Here is a 24,612-nt window from a genome sequence, read left to right on the forward strand (position 1 = left end):
GCGTCAGCCGAGCTTGGCCACGGTGAGCAGCACGGCGGAGTCCTCGACCGCCTCCAGCCCGTGCCGCGCCTGCGGAACGGTGAGCAGGTCCCCGTCCCGGCCCTCCCAGGACGTCTCCCCGCTGGTGAGCCGCACCCGCCCGCGCAGCACGAGCAGCGTCGCCTCGCCCGGGTTCTCGTGCTCGGACAGCGCGGTGCCGGCGGTCAGTGCGAGCAGCGTCTGCCGCAGCACGGTCTCGTGCCCGCCGTGGATGGTGGTGGCACTGCGTCCGGTGGAGGCGGCCGCGGCCTGTTCGAGGTGCTCGCGGACCAGGGCGTCGAGTGAGATCTTCTGCATGCCCCCAGTCTCCGCGCACCCGCCGGGCCTCCGCCAGCGGGGCCCGGCTCCGATGCCACGCCGGGGCCTGGGCGGTCTACCGGCCCAGTGCCTCCAGCACCCGCCCGAGCTGCCGGGCGGGCTCCGCGCCCGCCACCCGCAGGACGACCGTGTCGGCGCCGGCCGCCGCCAGGTCCCGTACGCGGCCGGCGGCCTCCTCCGGGCGGCCGGAGACGGTGAAGACCTCCTCCGCCGGGCGGCCGAGCCAGGCGGCCTGGCCCTCCGCGAGCGGGCGGAGCGCCTCGGCGGCACGGTCGGGGTCCTCGTCCACGCAGGCGAAGGCGAGCACCGTCATCGTGTGCGCCGGACCGGCACCGCCCCCGGCCACCGCCTCCCGGGCGGCCCGCACCTCGGCGGGGCCGTGCCCCTCCGCGATCACCGTGCCGTCGGCGACCCGCCCCGACAGCTCCAGCGAGCGCGGCCGCACCACCCCCGCGACGACCGGCGGCACCTCGGCCGGCGGATGCACCAGCCGGATGCCGTCCAGCCGCACCTCCCGGCCCTCCACCTCGACCCGCTCCCCGCGCAGCAGCGCCCGCACGGAGCCGATCGTCTCCTCGAGCAGCGCGAGCGGGGAGCGCGGGGCGAGGCCGACCGCGGTCATCCACTCCCGCACGCCGTGCCCGATCCCGGCCACCAGCCGGCCCGGGAACACCCGTGCCAGCGTGGCCAGTTCCATCGCGAGCAGCGCCGGGCTGCGCAGCGGCGCCGGGGTGATCCCGATGCCGACCCGCAGCCGCTCGGTCGCCCCCAGCGCGACGGCCGCCGCGGACACGCCCCCGTTCCAGCCGAGGTCCTCCACGACCCACAGGTCGTCCGCGCCGAGCGCCTCCACCTCGCGGGCGAAGGCGGGCAGCCCTTCGGGCGCCCAGTCCCGGTCGTACATCACGCCGATCCGGACGCCGTCCCGGGCAGCCGTCGGAGTCGTCGCAGTGGTCGAAGTCCTCGTCATGGACCGCAATCTATGCGTCGCCCGCACCGGTGATCAACGGTGCGGGCGGGTCGGCACACCGTCGGCGACCGTTTTCGTCCGCGCCATCGTTCCCACGCCGGGCATTCACCGCGACGGATCACTCTCGGCACGACATCCCGGCAGGTCACGGGCACACCACCGATCAGCGGGAGCTGACGACATGGGCAACGGACACCACCACCCCCACCCTCACAGCCACGGACACGGACACACCCACGGGCACGGTCACCAGGCGGCCGCCCCCGAGGCGGTCCCGGCGGCCTTCGACCTGACCGTCCCCGACGGGGAACTGTCGCCCGAACAGCTCTCCCGGCGCTCCCTGGTACGCCGTGCCGGTCTGCTCGGCGCCGGCCTGGCCGCCGGCGGGGCGCTCGGCGGCGTCGGCGCGGGTCAGGCCGCCGCGCAGACCCGGGCGGCCTCGGGCCACGCCCGCCGGGAGTCCCGCGCCGGCCGCTACCTGTGGCTGGCCGGCGACCACCACATCCACACCCAGTACAGCTCCGACGCCAAGTACCGCGTCGTCGACCAGGTCCGCCAGGCCAACGCGCACGGGCTGGACTGGATGGTCGTCACCGACCACGCCAGTGAGCAGCACGCGAAGATCGGCGTCGAGAAGGTCAACCCCGACATCGTCGCCGCCCGCGACGCGATCGAGGACACGCTCGTCTTCCAGGGCCTGGAGTGGAACATCCCGGCCGCCGAGCACGGCACCGTCTTCGTGCACCCCGGCCGCAACGAGGTGTCCGTCCTCAAGCAGTTCGAGGTCTCCTACGACGGCGGCCTGAACAAGGCCACCGGGAGCACCCCCGCCAACGAGGCCCTGGCCATCGCGGGCATCGACTTCCTCGCCGCGCAGGTGCGCCGCCGCACGGTCAAGGACGCCCTGTTCCTCGCCAACCACCCGGCCCGCAAGGGCATCGACTCCCCGCACGAGATCCGCGGCTGGCGCGACGCCCAGCCGCACATCGCGGTCGGCATGGAGGGCGCCCCCGGCCACCAGGCCGGCGGCCTGCCCGCCCCGTACGGCCCCGGCTCCGCGCGCGGCATCTACGACAACAGCCCCGGCGCCGACTCCTTCGCCGGATACCCGCCGGAGAGCTACCGCACCTGGGGCGGCTTCGACTGGATGACCGCCACCGTGGGCGGCCTGTGGGACAGCCTTCTCGCCGAGGGCAAGCCCTGGTGGATCACCGCCAACTCCGACTCCCACAACGTCTACGCCGACACCGCCGTACGCGGCCCGCACGACGACTTCGCGGCGGACGGCCGCCACGCCGACCCCGTCCACGGCGGCGGCCCCAACCTCACCGACACCGACTTCTGGCCCGGCCAGTACTCCCGCACGCACGTCGGCGCCGCCTCCTTCTCCTACCAGGCCGTGATGGACGGCATCCGGGCCGGCCGTGTCTGGGTCGACCACGGCGCCCTCATCAGCGGCCTCGACGCCCGGCTGCGCGGCGGCGGCCGGGAGACCACGCTCGGCGGCACCCTGCACGTGCGCAAGGGCGGCAAGGTCGACCTGGTCGTCGAGATCAGCCTGGCAGGCGGCCCCAACTGGGCGCAGTTCGTGCCGAAGCTGGCCCGCGTGGACGTCGTCCTGGGCGAGGTCACCGGCGCCGTCTCCGACCGGGACGTGTTCGCCACGCCCGACACGAGGGTCGTGAAGTCCTTCGAGGTGAACAAGTCCACCGGGCACGTCCGCCTGACGTACTCCCTCGGCCGCGTCGACCGCCCGGTGTACGTCCGGCTGCGCGGCACGGACGGCAACCGCTCGGCCGTCGGCGTACGGGGCGCGGCCGTCGACCCGGCGGGCCCGGCGATGGACGTCCTCGGCGACGCCGACCCGTGGAAGGACCTGTGGTTCTACTCCAACCCGATGTGGGTCCTGCCCGCATGACCCCCGCACCGGCCCCCGGCGTCCGCACCGTCATCGGCGTGGACGCCGGCTCCGGCCCCCTGCGCGAGGCCGACCACCTGATCCACGACCTGGTGACCGGCCTCGCCCTCCCCCCGGCCGTGATCGCCTGCACCCACCCCGTCCGCACCGGCCCGTGCCCCCACCTCGCCGTCTCCCTCGCCCTGCCGGACGGGGACACGGCGCGGGCGGTGTGGCGGCGCCTGACCGCCCACCTCGCGGCCACCGCCCCGGAGGCAGGGGCGGCCCTCGGGACCCTGCGGCACGGACCGCACGAGCCGGCCCGGGCGGCGGCCCGGGCGGCGGGCGAGCACGCCGAACGCACGTCCGGCCGGGCCGTGGTCTACCCCGGCGCGGACCGGCTCACCGGCACGCTCACCCTGGAACGGCTGCTCGCGGACACGGCCGTGGACGACGTCACCGTCCTCGGCACCCCCGGACCCCCCGCCCCCACCACGCGGATCGACACCCGCGGCCACGTCCGCCCCACCTGGCGGGGCGGCCGCCTCACCCTCGCCCTGAGCCCGGCCCCCGGCGGCCTGCTCGCCCCCTTCGAGGTCCCGAACCCGACGCCGTGCTGCGCGGACCACGGATGAGGCGGGGCGCCGGGTCCGCCGGGAGGCGTTCAGCGCTTGTCGACGGTGAGCCCGCCGTCCAGGAACACCATGCGGAGGGCGCGGAGGGCGCCGATGTCCGCGGTGGGGTCGGCGTCCAGGAGGAGCAGGTCGGCGCGCTTGCCGGGGGCCACCGCGCCGAGGTCCGGGCGGACGCACGCTCGTGCCGCCCCGCTCGTGCCCGCGGCCAGCACCTGCGCGGGGGACAGCCCGGCCGCCACCATGAGCTCGGCCTCCTCCAGGGTGTTGGCCCCGAACAGGCCCCGGCCGCTGAAGGTGTCGCTGCCCAGCGCGAGGCGCACACCGGCCTCGGCCACCTTCCTGAGGTTGGCGCGGGCGTCCGGGTGGGCGTCGTCGACCCAGAGCGTGGGCGTGTAGGTGACGTCGTGCGCGCGCATCAGCTCGAGCAGCGAGTCGTCAGTGAGGGGCTCGACGGTGACCCCGTGCTCCAGACCGTCCGCCCCGGCCTCGACCGCCTCGCGTGCCGCCGCCTGCTGGGCGGTGTGGACGGTGACCCTCAGACCCCGCTCGTGCGCGGCCTCGATGCCCGCCCGCAGGTCGTCGAGGGGAAGCCGCTCCAGCTCGACGGCGTCCGGGAAGGCGGGATTCCGCCAGAGGTACGCCGGCCCGCCGGAGTGCGCGCACGCGCCTTCCGACAGGAGCTTGATCGCGTCCACCCTGCGGTCGGCGAGACGGTGCACCAGGTCGCGGATGTGTCGCACGCCGTCGACCTCCGCCGCCCAGCGGGCGCGCGCCCAGGGGTTGCCCTTGAAGATGGTGGCGGCGGGATGCCCCTCGCGCCCGGTGATGCCGGCCCCGGTCGCCAGCAGCCGTGGGCCCCGCAGGGTGCCGGCGGCGATCCTGTCCCGCGTGTCCAGGATGCCGTCCGTCGGGTCGCCCACCGACTTGACGGTCGTGACCCCGTGGTCGAGGAACAGCCCGAGCCGTCCGGGCCTGTCCCGTTCCTCGAAAACCCGCATCGAGTCCGCGTCGGTGACCGCGTGCACGTCGTAGAAGTGGACGTGCGTGTCGATCAGACCGGGCACGACCCACCCCCCGGCCGCGTCCACCTCCCGCCCGCCCCGCAGCGGTGCGGCCGAGACGGCGGTGATCTCCGTACCGTCGACGCCGATGTCGTACAGGCCGTCGAGCGCCCGGTGACCGTCGAAGACGTGCGCACGACGGATCACGAGGTCGTGGGTCGCGGGGTCGTGGGTCACGGGGGTGTGGGTCGCGCGGTCGCGCGGGCCGGGGTTCACGGTCGCTTCGGACTGCTGGGGCATCGCTGCCGCTCCTGGTGTGCGTGTGCTGGGAAAGTGATACTGCAACCGCCTGGGTGGCAGTTCGGGCGTACGCCGGCACGCGGTGAACCGACGCGTCACCGCGTGCTGAGTGGGTCGGTGAGTTGGGTGGGCCGGTGGGCCGGGGGTCAGCGAGCCTTCGACGCGCTGTCGGCGTCCAGTACCTGCCGCAGCAGCCCGGCGATCGTCGTCCCGCGGAGCTGTTCCTCCAGCGCCCGTTCGGCACTTCGGAACTCGGCGTCGAGCAGATCGCCGATGTTGCGCCCGATCGCGCACGTCCCGTTGGGCGGATGGGCGTGCCGTGAGAAGACCTGCCCGTCCTCGACGGCCGCGTAGGCGTCGTACAGCGTGATGTCTCGCGGGGCCCGGGCGAGGGACCAGCCGCCGCCGCGCCCCTCGGTGGACCACACCAGGCGGGCGTCCCGCAGCCGGCCGAGCACGCGCCGCACGAGGACGGGATTGCTGTCGAGGCTCTCCGCGATCTCCGCGGAGGTCAGCGAACCCCCACGCCGGTTGGCCAGCATCGCGAGCGCGTGCACGGCGACCGCGCTTCTGCCGCTCAGCCCTGCCATGCCCCACCCACTCCCGCCGCCACCCCGATAACTGGAACCAACCTAGTTGCAGTATCCCTGGCGGTCAACCGAGCCGTGGCGGACTTCGGACGGAGCACGGACCACATGGGCGGTGTCAACCGCCGACCCCCGCCACCCGCTTGAGCCGGCGCATCATGTGGTCGCTGAAGAGGTGCCGGCTCCGGTCGAGCAGTTCGCCCACCTCCGGGTCGCCGCGCCGCTCGTCCGGGGAGGGGCGCCAGCGCCGCACGGACTGCGCGGCCCAGGTGCGCAGCTTGGAGTCCGGGTCCTGGAGCAGACCGACCGCCGCCCGCAGCGCCACGACGCCACCGCGCGCGTCGAGCAGCCGGAAGGCGCCGAGGCGGATGTGGCGCTCCCGGTCCGCGCCGGTGCGCGCCTGCAACTCCTCGGTGGGCAGTTCGGCGGACCAGGGCAGCAACGCGGTGACCACCTCGCGGACGACACTGGGGGAGGGGTCGTCGAGCAGTGGCCACACCTGCTTCACCTCGGCACAGTCCAGCGACCTCAGTCCCGCAACCGCCCGCGCGCGTACCCCGGCCGCCGGGTGCGCGAGCAGCGGCCGCAGCAGCCCGGCATCCGCGCGGTCGGCGCATTCCGCCAGCCCGATGACCGCACCCGGCGGCAACGCGGGATCGTCCGGTGCCGTGCACCGCTTCCGGTACCAGGGCACGGGGTCACCCCCCTGCTGTCGTACGACGTACCGGGCGCAGGCGCGCACGACGCCGGAACGGTCGCCGAGGAACGTCCACGCCTCCTCCGACCGCCCGGCCCTCCTCAGCGCGGTGACACCCGCCGAGCGGGTGCGCGGGTTGGCCGCGGACAGCAGGGGAGACAGCACGTCCTCGTAGACGTCCTCGTCCCTCAGTGACGCGAGTGCCGCCGTGGCGCACAGGTCCTGGACCACGGTGTCCTGGTCCCGGGCGGCCACGCGGGCCAGCTCGGCGGGACGCAGCAGCCGGCCCTCGACGGCCAGCCGGTACGCGAACCGCCTGGCCGGCCGGTCGTGAGCGGAGAAGAGCCGGGCGAGCCGCTCGTGGGACGCCCGGCGCAGGACCCGGCCGAGCACCTCGACACCGAAGGCGCCCCGGTCGCGGCGGCCGACGCGCAGGACGAGCGGCGCGATAGCGAGGGCGGTGTCCACGTCCAGCGTCTCGCCCAGCACCTGCCGGGCGTCCTCGCGTACGGGGCGGACCCAGTCGGCACAGCGGATCACGACCAACGACAGCAGCTCGGGATGCCGGACCGAGTGGCGCAGCGCCTCCTGACGGACCCGCCCGTCGCGGTGGCAGAGTGCGAGCGCGAGCCGTGCCTCGTCGAGCCCGGTCGGCTCGTCGGGCAGAGGGGCGGACCTCTCCCACCGTGGCAGGAACCGCGAGCGCTCCCACACCGCCTCACGCACCCCCGCGTCCAGCGCGAGCCAGTCGCCGGGATCGGTGACATCGAGCGTCTCCCGAAGCGGCGCACCTCCCGCCAGCCGCGCCGCCGCTGCCGCCCCGCCCTCAACACCCTCGACCATGCCCGTCCCTCCACCCCGTGTACCGCGTGATCGTAAAGCGCGGGACCCGCGTGGGACGCGTGAATTTCGGCGCGTGAGCGCCACGGCCGCCGCCCGGAATCCGGAGGCCCGCATACGAACCTCAACCCCTCACCCGGCACTCCGCCCACACCGTCTTCCCCGGCCCGTCGACGCGCGGTTCCGCACCCCAGCGGTCGGCGAGGGCCGCGACGAGGAGGAGCCCGCGCCCGGACTCGTGGTCGCCGGGCGGTTCCCGCAGCGACAGCAGGGGGACGCGTTCGCCGCGGGCGTCCGCGACCTCGACCCGCACGAGCGGCCCCGCCGCGAGAAGCCGCACCGCGAAGTCCCTTCCCGGCAACCGCCCGTGCCGCACCGCGTTCGCGGCCAGCTCGGCGGTGACGAGCGTGACGGTCTCGTTGACCTCCGAGCCGTACGGGAACCCCCAGGTGTCGAGCCGGTGCGACACGAGCCGCCGCGCGAGGCGCGCCCCGCGCGGGGTGGAGGTGAAGCGCAGGGCGAACTCGCGCCGCGCGGTGGCCGTTTCCGAGCCGGGGAGGGACTGTTCGTTCATGCCCCCACCGTCGGCGCGGCGGCACCCCCGTGACGAGCCCCGACGCGCCCACACGCACCCCTGTGGGCACCGCCGTGCCGCGTGTGGGCGGATGCGGGCGGCGGCGTCCACTCGATGGAGTGAGCGGGGACGGAACGGGGTGAATCCTGCGGTACGTTCCCCGGCGGGGGTGCGGTCGGGTGGCCGTCGGCGTCCCCCTGGCCCGCACGGACGGAGGCGCCCGCGCATGCGCGACGGACACGAGTGCGACGAGAACGACGAGGAACCTCCGGGTCGTCCGGCACCCGGCGGGTCTCCGGCGGACCAGATCCCCGGCGTCCTCCGCGCGTTCGGCCGCCAGCTCAAACGGTTCCGCCTCCGCGCCGGCCTGGACCGCCCCGCCTTCGGCGCGCTGGTGGGCTACGCCCCGAAGACGATCGCCGCGTACGAGCAGGGCCGCCGGGTGCCCCCGCCCGCGTTCATCGACCTCGCCGACGAGGTCCTGGACGCGGGCGGCGTCCTCGGCGAACTGAAGGAGGAGGTGGCGCAGGCGCAGTACCCGGCGTTCTTCCGGAGCGCCGCGAAACTGGAGGCGGAGGCTGTCGAGTTGCAGTCCTACGACACGCACATGGTGAAGGGCCTGCTCCAGACGGAGAGTCACACCCGGGCTCTGCTCCGTATGCGCAGGCCGCTTCTGGCCGACGAGGTCATCGAGGAACGCGTGGCGGCTCGCCTTGCGCGCCAGCGGGTCCTGGTGCCGGCGAACGGCACGCTGTTCAGCTTCGTGATGGAGGAGTCCGTTCTCCTGCGGCGTCTGGGCGGCGACCAGGTGTGGCGGGGCCAGTTGGAACAGATCCTGTCGGTGGGGCAGCAGCGCAATGTGGAAGTGCAGGTGATGCCGCTCGACCGCGAGGACAACGCGGGTGTCGACGGCAGTTTCACGCTGTACACGCGCGCGTCGGGTGAACAGGTGGGCTATCTCGAGGCCCAGGGTCGTGGCTCACTGGTCACCGACCGCGAGGAGGTACGGGTACTCGCTGTGCGCTATGGGATTATCCGAGCGCAAGCACTCGCTCCGCGTGAGTCGTTGGCCTACATCGAGAAGTTGTTGGGAGCGGCATGACACCTGACCGGGACGCCTCGACGGACCTTCCCCGGACGTGGACCAGGAGCACGTACAGCGGTGCCGAGGGCGGGGACTGCCTGGAGGCGGCCGTCGACCCGAACCGCGTCCACCTCCGCGACTCCAAGGACACCACCCGCCCCGGCCCCGCCGTGGGCCACCGCGCCTGGACGGCGTTCCTCGGCTTCGTCGCGGGCGGGGCGCGCGACTGAGCCGTCGGTACCGCCCTGCCGTCACTCGCCGCCGTAGAGGCGGTCCAGGTCGACGAGTTGGACGGTCGCGTCCCGGTCGGCGAGGGCGCGCAGGTCGCCGGTGAAGCCCGCGCCGCTGAAGCACAGCAGACGGGTCCGCTCGGAGGACCCGGTGCCGCGGGCGGTCAGCAGATCCCGGATGTGGCGGAGCCGTTCCAGGTGGGGGAGCCCCATCGTCTCGTTCCACTTGGCCTCCCCGAGGGCGAGCAACGTTTCGCGGCCGGGTGACTCGGCCTCGTCGAGGGGCTGGCCGAACACGGCGACGTCCACCTCGTGGCTGGTCCTGGCCGAGGGGTCGTTGACGGTTCCGGCGGCGACCCGCGAGGGGTGGCCGCCGTACGTCTCCGGCGCGGCGTGCCAGCGCGCCCATTCGCGGCACAGTCCCTCGAAGTGAGGGCCGAGAACCTTGCTGCGGAAGGTGGACTGTGCGCGGCGCCAGACGGCGGGTGCGCGGCCGGGGCGCTCCAGATCGCCCCAGTGGGGGCGCATGACGGCGTGGTAGAAGGCGATGAGTGGTTCGGCGATCCGGTAGGCGGAGCGGTTCCGCCGGAAGGCGTCGGGTTCGTGGCGGACCAGGCCGACATCCTCCAGCACATGGAGGGGGTGGGCCAGGTCCGTCGACTTGCGGCCCAGGTAGTCGGCGATCCCGCCGCGGGAGGCGTTGCCGGCGGACACGGCGGCCAGTACGGAGTGGTAGAGGGCGGTGTCGTGCAGTTCGGGCTCCTCGGCGAGGAGGTACCGGGCCTCGCGGAACAGGGGGCGGCCCGGGTTGAGGACGGCGCGCACCACCCAGTCGTCGAAGTCCTCCGGGCCGGCCGGGGTGTCGCCCTGCGTGAACTCACGTCGATAGGCCGGGGTGCCTCCGACGATGGCATGGGTGAGAGTGGCGGTGCGCGGATCGGTGACCTCCCAGAACCGCGCCGCCAGTCGGTAGTCGAGGGTGGGAACCACCAGTTCCAGCCCTGCCCGTCCACGCAGGGGCGCGTTGCCGGCGAGGAGCCCGCCCATGAAGGACAGCGCGGAGCCGCAGAGCAGCAGCCGTACGGGGGTGTTCCCGTGCCGTGCGCCGGGGTCGAGGGCGCGCTGGACGATGGACGGCAGGGCGGGCGAGGCCTTGGCGAGGAAGGGGAACTCGTCGATGACCGCGACCTTCGGTCCGTCCGTCGCGATGCTCATCAGGCGGGTGATCGCCTCGTCCCAGTGCGCGAAGCGGAAGGGGGTGCTCTCGCCGCAGTGGGCGGCGAGTGCGTGACCGAACTGGCGCAGCGCGTCGGCTTCCGTGGTCTCGGTGGCGGTGAACATGAAGCCGCCGGTGCTGCGCGTGAGCGCGTCCAGGAGGAACGTCTTGCCCTGGCGCCTGCGCCCGGACACGACGCCAAGGGTCGCCTCGCGGCCCGCGTACCCGGCGTACCTCATCAGCTCGGCCCACTCGAAGTCCCGGTCGAACATCTCAGTGGGTTTGTCCACGACGGATCACCTCCCTCTCACTTATATAGGTGCGGTTATTATAAGTGCAGTTATACATGCTCGCTTGCTGGCGTGAAGGCGGGCCCACCGCCAGCCCCTGGCCCCTTTTGCGCACGCCGCCCTACCGTGGCGTCATGAGTGATCACGCGGAGGTGCCCCTCGGGCCCGTGGGGGCGTTCGAACCCCCTTACTACGTCGCTGTGTTCAGCACCGTGCGGACCGCCGATCAGGACGGTTACCGCGAGACCGACGCACGCATGGAGGAGTTGGTGAGGGACGTCCCCGGGTTCCTGGGGATGGATCACGCGCAGACCCCGGGCGGGCTGGGCATCACCGTCGGGTACTTCCGCGACGCCGACGCGCTCGCCGCGTGGCGGCGCGACGCCGAGCACCGTGCGGCGCAGCGGCGGGGGAGGGAACAGTGGTACGAGCGGTACACGCTGCACGTGGCGAGGGTGGAGCGGAGCCACGCGTTCGTCCGGCCGGAGGGGTGAGGCCCGTGGTCGGCGGGTGAGGGCCGTCCGGCGGGGTGGGTGGGCCGTCCGGCCCATGCGGTGGCGGAAGGGGAGCCGGGATCATGGGTGGTGATCGGCAGGAGACCGCAGGCCGGGGAGGTGTCACTGGGCCCGTGTCCGGGTCCGCTTCCCGGGGTCACCGTCCGTTCCGGTCCGGTCTTCTCGTCTGCGGGGACCGGAACGGACGGGCGGGCTCCGCCGCCGGTCGCCGTCCGGGCCACCCGCCTGCCGCCCCGGACGGCCGTCCGCCCCGTCCCCGGTGCCGGTGCGTCCGTGCGCCGGCTGCCTCTGACGCACCCGGCCGCCCCGGGGGCGCGGCGGACTCACACGGGCCGGTGTCCCCCGGCCGGCCCGGGCGCCGCAAGTGGCGGAGTCCCTGCGGACCTTCCGCCACCGCCGAACCGTTCGCACCCCCGTTGTCAGACCCACCCCCTAGTGTCACGGCAAAGCCGATGCGGCCCCCGGGGCCGCCTGTTGAGGGGGAGTCGAGCCGTGCGCACACTGCCGAGGACCGAGGACGACTGGCCGCCCATCCTGGTGATCCGTACCGACTTCCGGGACGAGGAGGGGTGGCGGGCTGTGCGGGCCGCCCTGGACGTGCCGTGGGTCCTCGACGAGGACGACAGCGTCAAGGAGGAGGTCCTCTTCGTCGAGGATCCCGCGTGGGCGGACGCCGGGCCCGCCGAGATCCTCGACGCGCTCACCGCGCCGGGCGAGGGCGAGGGCGGGGAGCCGGCCGAGTGCGGCTGGAGGGTGGTCTTCCTCGCCGACCGTGCCGGCATGGACCACGAGAAGCCCTCGCTGCTCGCGGTGAGCACCGATCCGGACGAGGAGACGCCCTCTTTCCGCGTACTCGCCCGGGTCACCCCGCACGGGATGCACTGCAACCTGACGCTCGCCAACATGGACTTCTTCGAGTTCGAGGGGTGGGACGCGGAGGAGTTGGCGGAGTCGTCCTGAACCCCGCGCGGGTCACTTCCGGGACGCCGGCGGCCGGTACAGCTCGTACTCCGCGACGGTCTCGAAGCCCATCCGGGCGTACACCGGGGCTCCCAGGCCGCTGGCCTGCAACGTGCCGACGTGCAGTCCGCGCCGTCGGCCCTCCTCCAGCGCGGCGGCGGTGAGGGCCGCGCCGATGCCCCGGCGGCGGTGTTCCTCGGCCGTCGCCACGAGGTAGACGCCGGCCACGCCGTGGGCGTCGAACAGGAGCGAGGTGCCCACGGCCCGTCCGTCCTGGCGCGCGAGGAACCGCACCGCGCGGGGGTCCCGCGCCCACTCCTGCTCGAGGCCCACCACGGTGTCCACCAGCTCGGGCCCGACGCCGAAGGAGGGGCCGTAGGCCCGCACCCACGCGGCGCAGGTCCCGGGGTCGTCGCCCTCCAGCACCTCGATCTCCACTCCCGGCGGCGCCGGCACCTCGCTCACCCGGTCGAGCGACACGGCCATGACCGGCATGGCACCGACCCGTTCGAACCCGTGGCCGAGCAGCCGTTCGCCGGTGCCGGGCGCGCTGTCCGGCGCCACCCACCACATCCAGGGCACACCGGCCAGCTCCCGCCCGGCCCGGGCGAGGGCCTCCTCCGCCCGGTCGGCGTCCCGCAGCCGGATCACCGCGTTGAGCTGGGCGTGCGCGACACCGCTGCGGTAGTACGTGAGGTCGTCCTCGCCGCGGCCCTCGGCCCCCCAAGAGAGCCAGTAGGCGCGGCAGTTCGCGAGCTGGGGGGCGAGTTCGTCGATGCTCTTCACGGTCATGCCGGAAAGCTACCGGCCCGCCCGCGCCGCCTGCCGCCGCCCGCGCCGCGCACCGGCCGGGAGGGCACCGAACGGGATCAACTACCGTTTCGGTGGCGCGGAGGACGGCACCGGCGACGGGGCCGTGCACTCCGGCCCTCGCGGCCCTCCGGGGCCGTCCGACGACTGGACCCGACGACGCACGGAGGACCCATGGCCGCCCCCGCCCCTCGCCCCCGCCTGGACGCCCCGGCCCTCGACCGGGCCGCCGGTGTGCTGCTCGGCGCGGCCGCGGGCGACGCGCTCGGCGTGCCGTACGAGTTCCAGGCCACGCTCACCGAGGAGCAGCGGCCGGAGATGATCGGCGGCGGCCTCGGCCCGTACGAGCCCGGCGAGTACTCCGACGACACCCAGATGCAGGTGTGCATCGCCGAGGTCGCGGCCACCGGTGCCGACCTGCGGTCCCCCGAGGCGCTGGACGGCATCGCGGCGGGCTTCCAGCGGTGGCTGAGCGAGGGCGCCAGCGACGTCGGCGCGCAGACCCGCGCCGTGCTGCACGCCGCCGGCCGCACCCCCGGCACGCCCGGTGCCGCGCTGCGCGAGGCCGCCCGCGCCTTCACCGAGGCGAGGGAACAGAGCGCGGGCAACGGCTCGTTGATGCGCACCGGCGTCGTCGCCCTCGCCCACCTCGGCGACGCGGAGGCGATGGCCGAGGCGGCCACGGCGGTCGGCGCGCTCACCCACCCGGACCCCGACTGCGCCGACGCCTGCGTGCTGTGGTGCTCCGGCATCCGCACCGCCGTCCTGCACGGCACCTTCGACGGCGTGCGCGAGGGCCTCGCCCTGCTCCCCGCCGGGCGCCGGGAACGGTGGGCGGCGCTGCTGGACGAGGCGGAGGCGCATCCGCCGTACCACTTCTCCCACAACGGCTGGGTGGTGCACGCGCTGCAGGCCGCGTGGTCGGCGATCACCCGCACCCCCGTGCCCGGACCGGGCGACGAACAGGGGCGGCAGCCCTCGGCGCACCTGCGCCTCGCCCTGGAGGCGGCGGTACGGGCCGGCACGGACACCGACACGGTCGCGGCGATCGCGGGCGCGCTGCTCGGCGCGCGCTGGGGCCGCTCCGCCGTACCGGCCGAGTGGCGGGCCCTCGTCCACGGCTGGCCCGGCCTCGACGCCGACGCCCTGATCCGGTTGTCGGTGCGCACGGCACTGGGCGGCCGGGACGAGACGGAGGGGGAGGAGGCGCGCCCGGGCACCGCCGGCACGGACACGGGAACCGGCGGGGAGGGCACCGCGAGCCCGAAGGACGGGGCCGCGCGCACCCCCGCCCCCTTCGTGGAGCGCAAGGACGCCCGTTCCCGCGTACGGGGACTGCTCCTCGGGCTCGCCCTCGGCGACACGCTCGGCTCCGCCCGGGGCACGCTGCCGGCGCACGACGTCCTGCGGGCCGGGGTCAGCACACAGCTCGCCTGCTTCACCGCCGAGGGCACGATCCGCGCCCTCGTCCGGGGCGAGCACAAGGGCGTCTGCCACCCGCCCTCGGTGCTGTGGCACGCGTACTGCCGCTGGGCGGCCCTGCAGGGACTGGAGACGGAGCGCATGAGGGAGCGCTGGGCGTCCGCGTCGGCCGGCCAGGCGTGGCCCGACGGCTGGCTGTCCCGGGTGCCCGCCCTGGCGCTGCGGCGCGGCACGGCACCGGCGACGGTGGCCGCGCTGTCCCAGGACCGGCAGGGCAGCACCGACCGGCCGACGACCTCCAGCCGGGGCTGCCACGCCCTCACCCGCACCCTGCCGCTGGCCGCCGTCGCCGCGGGCAAGGACCCGGCGTACTGGACGGAACGCGCGTACGAGGTGGCCGCCCTCACCCACGGCGACCGTGCCGCGTGGTCCGCCACGGCGCAGGCGGTCGTCCTGCTCGGGCACTGCCTGACGAGCACCCCGGCCGAGGGGCTCGCCTTCGGCCCGCACGGCCGGGGCGACCACGACGGCACCCAGGTGCGCGAGGCGCTGCGGGAAGGACTGCGGCTCCTGGAGGCGACCGCCTCCGATCCGACGAGGAGCCCCGACCCGACGAGGGCTCCCGACCCGACGAGCGCCAGGGCCCGCGAGGCCCTCGACGCCGCCTTCCGGGAGGCGGCCGAGCACCCGGCGGACGCGCGCCGCCTCGCCCGGCTGGCCCCGGACGCCACCGCGCCCTCGGCACTGTTCGGAGCGGTGTACGTCGCCGCCTCGTTCCCGGAGCGGGCACGGCTCGGTGAGGCCCTCCGCTTCGCCGCCGGGGCACCGGACGGCGACTCGGTGGCCTGCGTGACCGGCGCCCTGCTGGGAGCCGTCCACGGCGCGGAGGCACTGCCGGTGGACCTGGTCGCCCGGCACGAACTGGCCTGGGTGCTCGACACGCTCGCCCACGACCTCGTCGCCCAGCTCGCCGACTCCCCGAGCGGCAGCGAGTACGTGCAGGGCTGGGACCCGCACTGGTGGGGCCGCTACCCGGGGTGGTGACCGCTGCCCGGGACGAACGGGCGCCGGAACGAGGGCCGTCGGCGGGACGCGCCCCGGGCCGGCGCCGGCCTCACCGCGAGCGGCGCTGCCTGGGGGGCGCCGACGTCACCTGGAGCGGCGGTACCGCGGACGGTGTGCGTCCCGCTCCGGCACGGTCTCCGGCGGGAAGGGCTCCGTCTCCTCGAACCCGAGGTCGGCATCGTCACCGAAATCCGGGGCGTGGAACGGGTCCGTGACCGGGGGCGGCGACGCCGCGGCGGAACCGCGGGGCGCCCCCTCGGGGGCGGAGAACAGCGAGGTCGAGTCGATGAGAGAGCTTCCGTTCATGACCGGGGGAGAGAGCGTGAGGACGCGCGGAAGGAACCCGCGACGACCCGTGCCGCCGCGCGCGAGGAGCGCGCGCGGCAGGCCTAGAGCTTGTTGAGCTTGGCGTAGGGGCTGGGGATCCGCGCCTGCGTGGCGCCGAAGTCGACGAGGGCCGCGATCCCCTCCTCCATGCCGACGACCCGGCCGAGGCCGTACATGTCGTGCGTGACCCTGTCGCCCACGGCGAAGTGCTTGGGCGGCGGGGGGACCGGAGCCTTGAAGGGGCTCGTGGGCAGATGGCGTCTGGGAACCGCTGGCTTTGTCATCCCCTCCAGTATGCGCCCATCCGGGCCCGCCGGGGCGATCCCGGCGGCTCCGGATGCCGGCCGGCCGCCCCGCGGCCGCCTCCCGGCCGCTCCCCGTCCTCAACGAATGGTGGAGACCACCGGGTGGGCCGGGGCAGCCTGGCGTGGAGTGGAGAAATCCATCATTGGATGGATGACAGGAATCGGGACGGCTGAAAAACTCAAGCCAGAGTTTCGCATTCAAACACCTCTGCCACCGGCGAACAGGCAGCGCTCCGGCGGGGGCTTGAACACGGGTCTCCCCAATGGCGCGACACCGCTGACACGCTGGTCCGATTTCCGTTTCGCAGCAGACCGGGGGAGTGGCTTGCGCATCAATATTCTGGGGCCCGTTTTCGTCGACGCCGAGGGACAGACACACGCCATTCGCGCCAACAAGGTGCGGGCCATGCTCGCCACCCTCGCCCTGGAGGCGGGTCGGGCGGTGTCCAGCGAGGATCTCGTCGACGAACTGTGGTCCGGGCACGCCATAGGCAACACCCGCAACGCGTTGCAGGCGACGGCCACCAGGCTGCGCAGGGCGATCGAACCCGCCGCCCGTCGGCGCGGGGGCTCCGTGCTGCGCGGGGTGAACAACGGCTACCTCCTGGAGATGTCCCCGGAGCACGTGGACGGCAACAGGTTCCTCGAACTGGCCGCGCAGGGGGCCGCGCATCTGCCGGCCCGGCCCGAACGCGCCCTGGAACTGCTGCAGTCCGCCCTGGACCTCTGGAGCGGCCCCGCCCTCCTCGACGCGGGCGACGGCCTGCGGGTACGGGGCGCGGCGGCCCTCTTCGACGAACGCCGGCTCACCGTCCGCGAGGACCTGGCCAGCGCCCTGCTGTCGGTGGGCGACGAGGCCCGGGCGATCGCGGAACTGCGCCGGCTCGTCTCCCTCCACCCCCAACGGGAACGCTTCTGCGAACTGCTCATGGTCGCCCTCTACCGCACGGGCCGCCAGGGCGAGGCGCTGGACCTCTTCCGCTGGGCCAGACGGCGGCTCGACGAGGAACTGGGCATCCGGCCGGGCGCCCCGCTGCAGCGTCTGCACGCGGAGATCCTGGCCCAGGACCCGGTGCTGCGGCAGCGCGCGGCGGTCCTGCCGAGCCGGCGCGAACCGGCGGTGGTCCGCTAGTGCGCCGCGAGGAGAACCGCCCGGGGGACGGTCCGGCGGGCGGCCCGGCGGAGGGCGGCCCGGCGGCGCCCGAGGCCGTGGCGATCGTGGGGATCGGCGCGCTGTACCCCGGCGCCCGGGGCCCGGGACAGTTCTGGGAATTGATCGGCCGCGAAAAGCCGGGAAACCGCGGATTCCCGGGCCCGGACCGCACGGCTCGCGATTCCACGGCCGGCGATTTTTCGGCTCGCGCATCGGCGGTTCACGAATTCGCGGTGCGTGAGGGGGCGGGGCGCGACGCGGAAAGTGCCGATCTCCCGGATTCCGCCGAGGCGGAACGGCGTTCCGGGGCGCGCGGTGCGGGGACGCGGAACGCCGCGTCCCCGTCCCGGAACGCGACGGGGCGGGCATCCACTCGCCGTGAATCCACGGGCCGCGAACCCACGGACGGAGGGCTTCCGGGCGGGGGTTCTCCGGGCCCAGGTCTGCCGGACGGGGGTTCTCCGGGCCGGGCGGTCCCGCGCCGGGTCTTCCCGGAGGAGATCTTCCCCGACCGGCCCGGAACGCTGGACGACATCCCCGTCGACGTCGCCCGGTTCGGCATCCCGCCGGCCCAGGCGGGCGCCATGGCCCGCATGCAGCTCCTCATGCTCGAAGCGGCCCACCAGTGCCTCTCGGACGCCGGTCACCCCGAGCGCCCGCTGCCCGCCGCCCGGACGGACGTCGTCACCGGTACCTGCTTCGCGCTGGACCGCCAGCACGCCAACGCGACCCGGATCGAGGCCGGCCGCTACGCCCGCGAGGTCGAAAGGGCCGCCGTGGCACAGGGTGTCGACGCGGCCACGGCACGGGCGGCCGCCGAGGAACTGCGCGCGCGGGTGGCACGGCTCACGGGCGCCTCCCCGCACGACCGGGTGGGCGAGATGGCGAGCACCGTCCCCGCCCGCATCGCCACCGCCTTCCGTCTGCACGGCCGCACGCTCGCCGTCGAGGCGGCGGACGCGACCTCCTTCCTCGCCCTCGACCACGCGGTGCACAACCTGCGCCGGGGCGTGTCCGACGCGGTGCTCGTGGTCGCGGGACAGCAGTGGGAGAGCCCCGTCGTCACCGGGGGTCTGCGGGCCAAGGGGCGGTTCGCCGAGGGGGCGTGGGAGGCGTCGGAGCCCGGCGCCACCGGCACGGGCGAGGTGCCGGGCCGCGCCGGTGAGGGCGTCGGGGCCCTGCTGCTCAAGCGGCTCTCCACCGCCCTGCGGGACGGCGACCGGATCTACGCGGAGATCCTCGACTCACGCCTGCGTCACGACCCCCGCCCCGGAGCCTTCCGTCCCTCGCGCGACGCCGGGCTGCGCCGCTCGCTCGCCCGGGAGTCCCTGCGTGCCGCCGGGGCCGACCCGGCGTCGGTGACGCACGTGGAGTGCGTGGACTCGGCGGAGCGGACCGGGGGCGGGGTGCGGGACCGGCTCGGCGACACCTTCGCCAACGCCGGACTCGCCGCCGTCACCGGGGCCGCCCTCGCCCTGCACCACCGCCGGAACCCGGCCGGCGCCGGACAGCCGTCCGGGGAGGAACCGTCCGGGGAGGAACCGTCCGGGGAGGGCGGCGCGGCGCCGCGCCGGGCGGTGGTGCGCGGGTCCTCGCTCACCGGCACGGTCTGCCACCTCGTCCTCCAGGAGCACAGGAGGAACGAGGAGACGGCGGCACGCGCCCCCGGCGCCCCGCGGCCCGCCCACGCCCCCCGCCAGGGGCACACCCCCCGCGCCCCGTCCTCCCTCCCCGAACCGATCGCCGTCGTCGCGCTGGCCGGCCGCTTCGCCGGGGCGGCCGACGCCGAGACCTTCTGGAAGGTGACCGCCTCAGGCGAGACCCGGATCGGCCCGGTCCCGGAGACCGTGCTCGAACGGGACCTCTACCACGCCCCGGGCGCCCTCAGCCTCACGCACAGCTACACCGACCAGGGCGGTCATGTGCCGGTGCCCGAAGGACCGTACGGCGACGCGCGGATCGTCCCGGTGCGGCGGGCGGCGATGGACGACACCCAGCGCCTCGCGCTCGCGGTGGCCGCCGAACTGTTCCAGGGACGCGGGGGGCCTGCGGCGCGTGCGGCGCGTCCGGCGGGCGGGCTCGCGGGACGCGGGATCGTCGCGATCGGCACCAACCTCGGGCTGACACGGGAGCGCCGCGCCCATGCGCGGGCGGTCCTGCGCGCCTGGGACGGTGCGGTGGCGGACCTGACCGCCCTCGACGGCCTGCCCCCACAACGGAAGGCGGCCCTGCGGACGGCGCTCCGCGACACATGGCCCGCGAACGACGAGCCGACGTCACCCGCCGCCCTCGACGGCTGCCTCGCCGGCGGTGTCGCGGCCCTGCTGGCCAACGAGTACCGGCTCGACGCCGTGCCCCTCGGCGTCGAGGCGGCCTGCGCCTCCTCCCTCGCCGCCCTCGACGTCTGCGTCGGCGCCCTGCGCCAGGGAACCGCGGACTTCGCCGTGACCGGCGGGGTCGAACTGGCCTGCACCACACGTGACATGGTGCTCTGCTCGGCACTCGGACTGCTCTCGCACAGCCGCAACGCGCCCTTCGACCGGGAGGCCGACGGCTTCACCCCCGGCGACGGCTGCGGCCTCTTCCTGCTCAAGCGGTACGAGGACGCCCGCGCCGACGGCGACGAGATCCTCGGCCTCGTCCGCGGCATCGGCGCCTCCAACGACGCCAAGTCGCTGATCGCCCCCGACCTGGAGGGCCAGCTCCTGGCGATGCGAAGGGCGTTCGCGGAGGCGGGCTTCGGACCGGCCGCGGTCGACTACCTGGAGGCCCACGGCACCGGCACCAAGGTCGGCGACCGGATCGAGATCGCCGCGGCGGGCCGGATGTACGGGAGCGAGCGGCGGGCCCGTCCGCTGCGCATCGGATCGGCGAAGTCGTTCTTCGGCCACACCTTCGCCGCCGCCGGGAGCGCCGGGCTGCTGCGCACCCTCCTCGCCATGCGGGCCGGGACCCTGCCGCCCAACGCCAACCTGCGCACCCTCAACCCGGCCCTCGGCCTCGACGCCGTCCCGGCCGTCGTCGACACCCGCCCCTCGCCGTGGACCCGGCAGCCCGGCCGGCCGCGGCGCGCGGCGGTCAGCTCCTTCGGCACCGGCGGCATCAACTACCACGTACTCGTCGAGGAACACCTGGACGGAGCCTCATGAACGGCGAAACGCCCCACCGCGAAGCGACGGGCCCCGACGCCTCCCTTCCCGGCACGCCCCTTCCCGGCACGCCCGTGCCCGACGTTCCCGGCTTCGGCGCCTCCGGCTTCGGCTTCGAGGGCGAGTGCGAGGAGATGTGCGCCACGGTCCTCGCCTTCGCCCGCCGCGAGCTCACCGCCCGGGGCAGGGCGGCGCACCCCGCCTTCGACGCCGGCGACTTCCGTCGGCGCTGGCGGCTGGCGGGCGCACAGGGCCTGGTGGGCGGCACGGTGCCGGTCGACTACGGCGGCAGCGGTCTGGACGCGGTCACCGCCTCCGCCGTCATGGAGGCACTCGGCCGTGGCACCGAGGACACCGGCTTCGCCTTCTCCGTCGCGGCCCATCTGTTCGCCTCGCTGATGCCGATCACCGAGTTCGGCACGGAGGAGCAGAAGCGCGCCTGGCTGCCCGCGCTCTGCTCGGGGGAGCGGATCGCGGCGCACGGCATCACCGAACCCGAGGCCGGGTCCGACGCACTCCGTCTGCGCACCCGCGCCGAACGCAAGGGCGACACGTACGTCCTCAACGGCGCCAAGTGCTTCACGACGAACGCGCCCGTCGCCGACGTCTTCCTCGTCCAGGCGGCGACCGAACCGGGCGGCGGCTTCTTCGGGCTGACGGCGTTCCTGGTCGAGGCCGGCACCCCGGGGCTCCGGGTCGGCGCCCCCTACGACAAGCTCGGCCTGCGCGGATCGCCCACGGCCGACGTCCACTTCGACGGCTGCGAGGTGCCGGCGAGCCAGGTGCTCGGCGCGGAGGGCGCGGGAGCCGCCGTGTTCTCCGCGTCGATGAAGTGGGAGCGCGTCTGCCTGTTCGCGGTCTACCTGGGCGCGATGCGCCGCGTCCTCGACTCCACGACGCGCTACGCCGGGGAGCGGGAGCAGTTCGGCTCGCCCATCGGCGGATTCCAGGCGGTCGGCCATCGGATCGTCGACATGACCCTGCGTCTGGAGGGCGCCCGGTCCCTGCTGTACCGGGCCGCGCGGGAGCTGGCGCGAGGCAGCGAGGACGAGATCGCGCCGGCCCTCGCCAAGCTCGCGGTGAGCGAGGCCGCCGTCCAACTCGGCCTGGACGCCGTGCAGATACGGGGCGGGCTGGGAATGGTCGCCGGGGAGGCGGAGGCCTTCCTGCGGGACGCCCTGCCCTCCCGGGTCTTCTCCGGCACCAACGACATCCAGAGGAACAACATCGCCCGGGCGCTGGGACTGGGCAGGGCGCCGGGCGGACGAGGCCGGCGGCCCGCCCCCTCGGCCTCCTCCCCGGCGTCCACGGCATCCGCCGCCCTCACCGCCCCCACCACCCCCACGAAAGGGAACACGCCTTGACGGTCATCATCCACCGCATCCAGCTCCTCGACTCGGTGGAACCCGAGCGGTTCGAGCGCTGGGTGCGGGAGGTCGACTACGCGGCCTGCCCCGAACTGCCCAGCGTGCTCGCCTTCGGTGTGCACCGGGTGGATGCCACTCCGGACACGGGTGCGGGAGGGCGCCCGCGCCCCGCGCACTACTTCGAGATCATCGAGGTGAGCAGCCCCGAGGACTTCGCACGGGACATGGACAGTGCCCGTTTCCGGCGGCTGGAAGCGGATTTCGGCCGGATGGCGAAGGTCGTCGAGGAAGTGGCCGGGGAGCGGATCGGTGAGGGCTATCGGGCGCACGGGGATCGCGCGTAAGGACACCCGGCGAGGTTTCCGACAGTAAGTTGAAAGGCTTACTGAATTTGCGTCAGGACGCCGCCGGAACTCGCCAGAAGGCCGTCAGGAGGTTTTCCGCACCGGGACCTCCGCGTCCTGTCCAATGACGGAAATGAGGCCCGACTCGTAGGCGAAGGCAACCGCCTGGGCGCGCGTCCCCACCCCGAGCTTTCTCAGCAGATGGTGAACGTGGGACCGTACCGTCGCCGTGGTTATGGACATCTTCTCCGCTATCTCGACATTGGACTTCCCCTGGGCGAGCAGCACAATGACCTCGGATTCCCGGGGGGTCAGCGTGGCCAGCAGTCCCGTGGCGGGCGCGGGGGAGACGATGTCCGGGAGGAGGTGCAGGCTCGGCCGGGCCTCCTCCGGCATGACGATGGCCGCGCCGGCGCTGACCGTCCGCAGGACGTGGATCAGCTCGTCGGGCGAGGCGTCCGGACTCAGCACCGCCCTGACGCCGACCCGCAGGGCCTCGATGGAGCGGGGCGCGAACTCGGCCTTCGCGATGAGCACGACCTTCGTGCCCTCCGACAGCGCGGCGAGCTCCCGTTTGTGCTCCACGGTCAGCGCGGGGGAGACGACCACGAGCACGTCGGGGGTCTGCCGCGCGGCGGCCGCCGCGGACTCGATGCCGGTCGTGTTGCCGACCACGGTGATGTCGGCCTGCTGGTCGAGCAGCGCGCGCATCCCGGCGCCCAGGATCGCATCCTCGCAAGCCACGAGTACGCGAATTGTCACCGACTGCCTCCCGTGAGGTGGGACCGAGTGGGTGCAAGGGTGGTCGACCCGGCTCGGCCCGGAGTGTGCGTTGGTCGCAGATGCCCTCATCGGGCGATGGCAGGTTTTACCGACCAGGTGAACCGGCAGGCGGTCTTTTCCGGTTGTGACGGCTTGCGGTCCTGCAAAGTACGTGCCTCCCCCGAGAGGGCGCCGCAGCGCTCTTCCGACACTCCTTGCTGCCTGGGGCGACTGATTGTGTCAGTCGTCTGTGACCCACGCAATATTCCGTATAGGTCGCCTTCGTTCACGGGGGAGCGAAATCGAGCCACCGCGGATTGTCGAAGTACGTGGAATGGCCGGTGTTCGCGGCCCGGAAATCCTCAGACGCGTCGCAGCGCGTGGGACGGGGAACGCCGGTGGGAGGACGGGAACGCCGTGACCGCGTACCCGAGCCGGCTCAGGAAGAGGGCCCGCCCCGGCAACGCGAGCCGCCGCTCGCACGCGTCCCGTACGTCCTCGTGCTGGAGCAGGACGCTCACCGGATGCAGCACCAGCCCGGCGCGGGTCGCCGCCAGCCAGTAGCCGGCCAGGGCGGCACCGGCGCGCAGGACGGACCCGGCGTCGGGCGTCCGGCCGCCGAAGCCGCCGAAGTCCCCGGGGTCCGACGGGTTCCCGGGGCGCTCGGAGCCGTCTGATCCGTCGGATCCGTCGAAGCACAGGGCGACGGCGGCGGGGGAGCGTCGTACCGCGGCGGCGAGTTGCCGGGCGAGGAACCGGTCGTAGCCCGCGTGACGCAGCAGCCGCATGGTGGCGGGCGTCAGCGCGGCCCGCATGCCCAGCCGGCGCGGTGGCGACAGCTCCCCGAAGAGCTGGCCGAGGGTGAAGCCGTCGCCGGCCCGCGCGGCCTCGGCCTCGTCGCGCCGGATGTACGCGTGTGTCTCCCGCCAGGCGGCGCGGTGGGCGAAGTCGCGTCCGCCGTGCCGGGCGACCAGCTCGGCGAGGGCGGCACGCTCGGGAGCGCCCACCAGGTGGCGTACGGCGACCGGGGCGCCCGGGGCCTGCTGCGCGCGGAGCAGCGCGGACTCGGTCGCGGAGGAGGCGAGTCGCGCCAGGACGCCGGGGTCGATCGCCTCGGGGCGGTACGGGCCCCGGTTGGTGTGCCGGGCGCCCACGGTCTCGCGCAGGGCGGCAAGGTCGCCCGGGGGAGCGGGCGCGGGCGAGAGCCGGAGGAGGCACAGCGGCTCCCAGGCGCGCGGCCACCGGTCGCCGCCGAACGGCGGTGCGCCGCCCGTCGCCCCCGGGCCGAGGAGGCGGACCCCGTCGGCCCGCCAGCCCTGGGCGGCCAGGGCGCGCGCCAGGATCTCCCCGTGGGAGCCGCAGCTCAGCAGCATCTCGGTGGCGTGGGCGGGCAGCGCGGTGAGTTCTCGCGCCCGGTCCAGGGCGAGGACCAGGTACTCGCTCCGGCGCGACGGGACGCGTCCGCTCCCGGCGGGCGTCCCGTCGGGCGCCCCGGCGGCCGTTCCCGCGGACCCCCCGTCCGGTGACACGGCCGCGCGGCCACCGGGTTCCCCCGCCGCGAGCAGTGCCGCCGCCGTGCGCCGGGTCGCCGCGTCGGTCGCCCAGCCGACGCCCCACGGCTGGCAGTTGTGCGAGGAGGGAGCGCGGGCGGCGATCGCGGCGGCCACCTGGAGGGCGTCGTGGAACGCCACCCCGCCCCGGCGCACCGGCAGGGGCGGCAGGGCCGCCGACGAGGCGGGCGAAGGGGAAGGCGAA

General features: G+C 74.7%; 23 protein-coding genes. 11 read left to right on the forward strand and 12 right to left on the reverse strand.

Features of this window, described 5'->3' with window-relative positions; all coding sequences use genetic code 11:
- Nucleotides 1-3: 3 nt before the first annotated feature.
- Nucleotides 4-336: a cupin domain-containing protein gene (locus OHB09_RS22430; RefSeq protein WP_328922432.1), complete on the reverse strand. Its 333-nt coding sequence runs from the start codon at nucleotides 334-336 to the stop codon at nucleotides 4-6.
- 76 nt (nucleotides 337-412) lie between these two features.
- On the reverse strand, nucleotides 413-1,327 hold the full coding sequence (locus OHB09_RS22435; protein WP_191852267.1) for an LLM class flavin-dependent oxidoreductase: 915 nt from the start codon (nucleotides 1,325-1,327) through the stop codon (nucleotides 413-415).
- A 181-nt stretch (nucleotides 1,328-1,508) separates the two neighbouring features.
- Between OHB09_RS22435 and OHB09_RS22440 the strand changes: the two genes are divergently transcribed.
- Together OHB09_RS22440 and OHB09_RS22445 are read left to right on the forward strand one after the other, a co-directional pair.
- Entirely contained in the window at nucleotides 1,509-3,245 is a 1,737-nt protein-coding gene (locus OHB09_RS22440) for a PHP domain-containing protein (RefSeq protein WP_319117940.1), read from the forward strand.
- Nucleotides 3,242-3,859 carry a hypothetical protein gene (locus tag OHB09_RS22445; protein WP_328922433.1) on the forward strand — a complete coding sequence of 206 codons (618 nt, stop codon included), beginning with the start codon at nucleotides 3,242-3,244 and terminating at the stop codon, nucleotides 3,857-3,859. The genes OHB09_RS22440 and OHB09_RS22445 overlap by 4 nt, the downstream gene beginning before the upstream one ends.
- Before the next feature lie 29 nt (nucleotides 3,860-3,888).
- On the opposite strand, the gene OHB09_RS22450 is transcribed toward OHB09_RS22445, so the two are convergent.
- The 4 genes from OHB09_RS22450 to OHB09_RS22465 all read right to left on the reverse strand — a co-directional run bounded on the left by OHB09_RS22450 (nucleotide 3,889) and on the right by OHB09_RS22465 (nucleotide 7,858).
- Nucleotides 3,889-5,160 (reverse strand): amidohydrolase family protein, encoded by a 1,272-nt coding sequence (locus OHB09_RS22450; protein ID WP_328922434.1) that lies wholly within the window; start codon nucleotides 5,158-5,160, stop codon nucleotides 3,889-3,891.
- Between the two features lie 146 nt (nucleotides 5,161-5,306).
- Nucleotides 5,307-5,750, reverse strand: coding sequence for an Rrf2 family transcriptional regulator (locus OHB09_RS22455; RefSeq protein ID WP_040896311.1), 444 nt, complete (start codon nucleotides 5,748-5,750; stop codon nucleotides 5,307-5,309).
- 115 nt (nucleotides 5,751-5,865) lie between these two features.
- Nucleotides 5,866-7,287 carry a hypothetical protein gene (locus OHB09_RS22460; RefSeq protein ID WP_328922435.1) on the reverse strand — a complete coding sequence of 474 codons (1,422 nt, stop codon included), beginning with the start codon at nucleotides 7,285-7,287 and terminating at the stop codon, nucleotides 5,866-5,868.
- 121 nt (nucleotides 7,288-7,408) lie between these two features.
- Nucleotides 7,409-7,858 (reverse strand): ATP-binding protein, encoded by a 450-nt coding sequence (locus OHB09_RS22465; protein WP_328922436.1) that lies wholly within the window; start codon nucleotides 7,856-7,858, stop codon nucleotides 7,409-7,411.
- Between the two features lie 226 nt (nucleotides 7,859-8,084).
- Between OHB09_RS22465 and OHB09_RS22470 the strand changes: the two genes are divergently transcribed.
- Nucleotides 8,085-8,960 (forward strand): helix-turn-helix domain-containing protein, encoded by an 876-nt coding sequence (locus tag OHB09_RS22470; protein WP_328922437.1) that lies wholly within the window; start codon nucleotides 8,085-8,087, stop codon nucleotides 8,958-8,960.
- A complete protein-coding gene (locus OHB09_RS22475; RefSeq protein WP_234525235.1) occupies nucleotides 8,957-9,172 on the forward strand; it encodes a DUF397 domain-containing protein in 216 nt (71 codons plus the stop codon). The genes OHB09_RS22470 and OHB09_RS22475 overlap by 4 nt, the downstream gene beginning before the upstream one ends.
- Nucleotides 9,173-9,193: 21 nt before the next feature.
- Here OHB09_RS22475 and OHB09_RS22480 read toward each other — a convergent pair whose 3' ends face one another.
- Complete coding sequence (locus tag OHB09_RS22480; protein WP_328922438.1) at nucleotides 9,194-10,678, reverse strand: AAA family ATPase; 1,485 nt, start codon at nucleotides 10,676-10,678, stop codon at nucleotides 9,194-9,196.
- A 134-nt stretch (nucleotides 10,679-10,812) separates the two neighbouring features.
- Between OHB09_RS22480 and OHB09_RS22485 the strand changes: the two genes are divergently transcribed.
- Nucleotides 10,813-11,172 (forward strand): antibiotic biosynthesis monooxygenase family protein, encoded by a 360-nt coding sequence (locus OHB09_RS22485; protein ID WP_167793314.1) that lies wholly within the window; start codon nucleotides 10,813-10,815, stop codon nucleotides 11,170-11,172.
- Nucleotides 11,173-11,685: 513 nt separating this feature from the next.
- Nucleotides 11,686-12,153, forward strand: a complete 468-nt coding sequence (locus OHB09_RS22490) for a DUF6924 domain-containing protein (RefSeq protein ID WP_328922439.1) — start codon at nucleotides 11,686-11,688, stop codon at nucleotides 12,151-12,153.
- Nucleotides 12,154-12,165: 12 nt separating this feature from the next.
- Here the strand turns inward: OHB09_RS22490 and OHB09_RS22495 are convergent, their stop codons facing one another.
- Nucleotides 12,166-12,945: a GNAT family N-acetyltransferase gene (locus OHB09_RS22495; protein WP_191852274.1), complete on the reverse strand. Its 780-nt coding sequence runs from the start codon at nucleotides 12,943-12,945 to the stop codon at nucleotides 12,166-12,168.
- Between the two features lie 192 nt (nucleotides 12,946-13,137).
- On the opposite strand from OHB09_RS22495, the gene OHB09_RS22500 reads away from it, so the two are divergent.
- On the forward strand, nucleotides 13,138-15,429 hold the full coding sequence (locus OHB09_RS22500; protein WP_328922440.1) for an ADP-ribosylglycohydrolase family protein: 2,292 nt from the start codon (nucleotides 13,138-13,140) through the stop codon (nucleotides 15,427-15,429).
- Between the two features lie 105 nt (nucleotides 15,430-15,534).
- On the opposite strand, the gene OHB09_RS22505 is transcribed toward OHB09_RS22500, so the two are convergent.
- Together OHB09_RS22505 and OHB09_RS22510 are read right to left on the reverse strand one after the other, a co-directional pair.
- On the reverse strand, nucleotides 15,535-15,756 hold the full coding sequence (locus OHB09_RS22505; protein ID WP_093591841.1) for a hypothetical protein: 222 nt from the start codon (nucleotides 15,754-15,756) through the stop codon (nucleotides 15,535-15,537).
- An 83-nt stretch (nucleotides 15,757-15,839) separates the two neighbouring features.
- The gene (locus OHB09_RS22510; protein ID WP_040896317.1) at nucleotides 15,840-16,061 is read right to left on the reverse strand and encodes a hypothetical protein; all 222 of its coding nucleotides are present in this window, start codon (nucleotides 16,059-16,061) and stop codon (nucleotides 15,840-15,842) included.
- A gap of 346 nt (nucleotides 16,062-16,407) precedes the next feature.
- Here OHB09_RS22510 and OHB09_RS22515 point away from each other — a divergent pair, with 346 nt between their 5' ends.
- The 4 genes from OHB09_RS22515 (at nucleotide 16,408) to OHB09_RS22530 (ending at nucleotide 22,095) form a co-directional block, all read left to right on the forward strand.
- Nucleotides 16,408-17,214 carry an AfsR/SARP family transcriptional regulator gene (locus OHB09_RS22515; RefSeq protein ID WP_328922441.1) on the forward strand — a complete coding sequence of 269 codons (807 nt, stop codon included), beginning with the start codon at nucleotides 16,408-16,410 and terminating at the stop codon, nucleotides 17,212-17,214.
- On the forward strand, nucleotides 17,214-20,384 hold the full coding sequence (locus OHB09_RS22520) for a polyketide synthase (protein ID WP_328922442.1): 3,171 nt from the start codon (nucleotides 17,214-17,216) through the stop codon (nucleotides 20,382-20,384). The genes OHB09_RS22515 and OHB09_RS22520 overlap by 1 nt, the downstream gene beginning before the upstream one ends.
- A gap of 134 nt (nucleotides 20,385-20,518) precedes the next feature.
- Nucleotides 20,519-21,748 carry an L-prolyl-[peptidyl-carrier protein] dehydrogenase gene (redW, locus tag OHB09_RS22525; RefSeq protein ID WP_397898523.1) on the forward strand — a complete coding sequence of 410 codons (1,230 nt, stop codon included), beginning with the start codon at nucleotides 20,519-20,521 and terminating at the stop codon, nucleotides 21,746-21,748.
- Entirely contained in the window at nucleotides 21,745-22,095 is a 351-nt protein-coding gene (locus OHB09_RS22530) for a RedY protein (protein ID WP_093591829.1), read from the forward strand. The genes redW and OHB09_RS22530 overlap by 4 nt, the downstream gene beginning before the upstream one ends.
- An 84-nt stretch (nucleotides 22,096-22,179) precedes the next feature.
- Here the strand turns inward: OHB09_RS22530 and OHB09_RS22535 are convergent, their stop codons facing one another.
- Both OHB09_RS22535 and OHB09_RS22540 read right to left on the reverse strand, forming a co-directional pair.
- Nucleotides 22,180-22,839 (reverse strand): response regulator transcription factor, encoded by a 660-nt coding sequence (locus OHB09_RS22535; protein WP_234525246.1) that lies wholly within the window; start codon nucleotides 22,837-22,839, stop codon nucleotides 22,180-22,182.
- Nucleotides 22,840-23,219: 380 nt separating this feature from the next.
- Nucleotides 23,220-24,548, reverse strand: a complete 1,329-nt coding sequence (locus tag OHB09_RS22540; protein WP_328922444.1) for a nitroreductase family protein — start codon at nucleotides 24,546-24,548, stop codon at nucleotides 23,220-23,222.
- Between the last annotated feature and the right edge of the window lie 64 nt (nucleotides 24,549-24,612).

Origin of the sequence: Streptomyces griseoaurantiacus (assembly GCF_036189845.1) — a bacterium.
GTDB classification, from domain to species: Bacteria; Actinomycetota; Actinomycetes; order Streptomycetales; family Streptomycetaceae; genus Streptomyces; species Streptomyces griseoaurantiacus.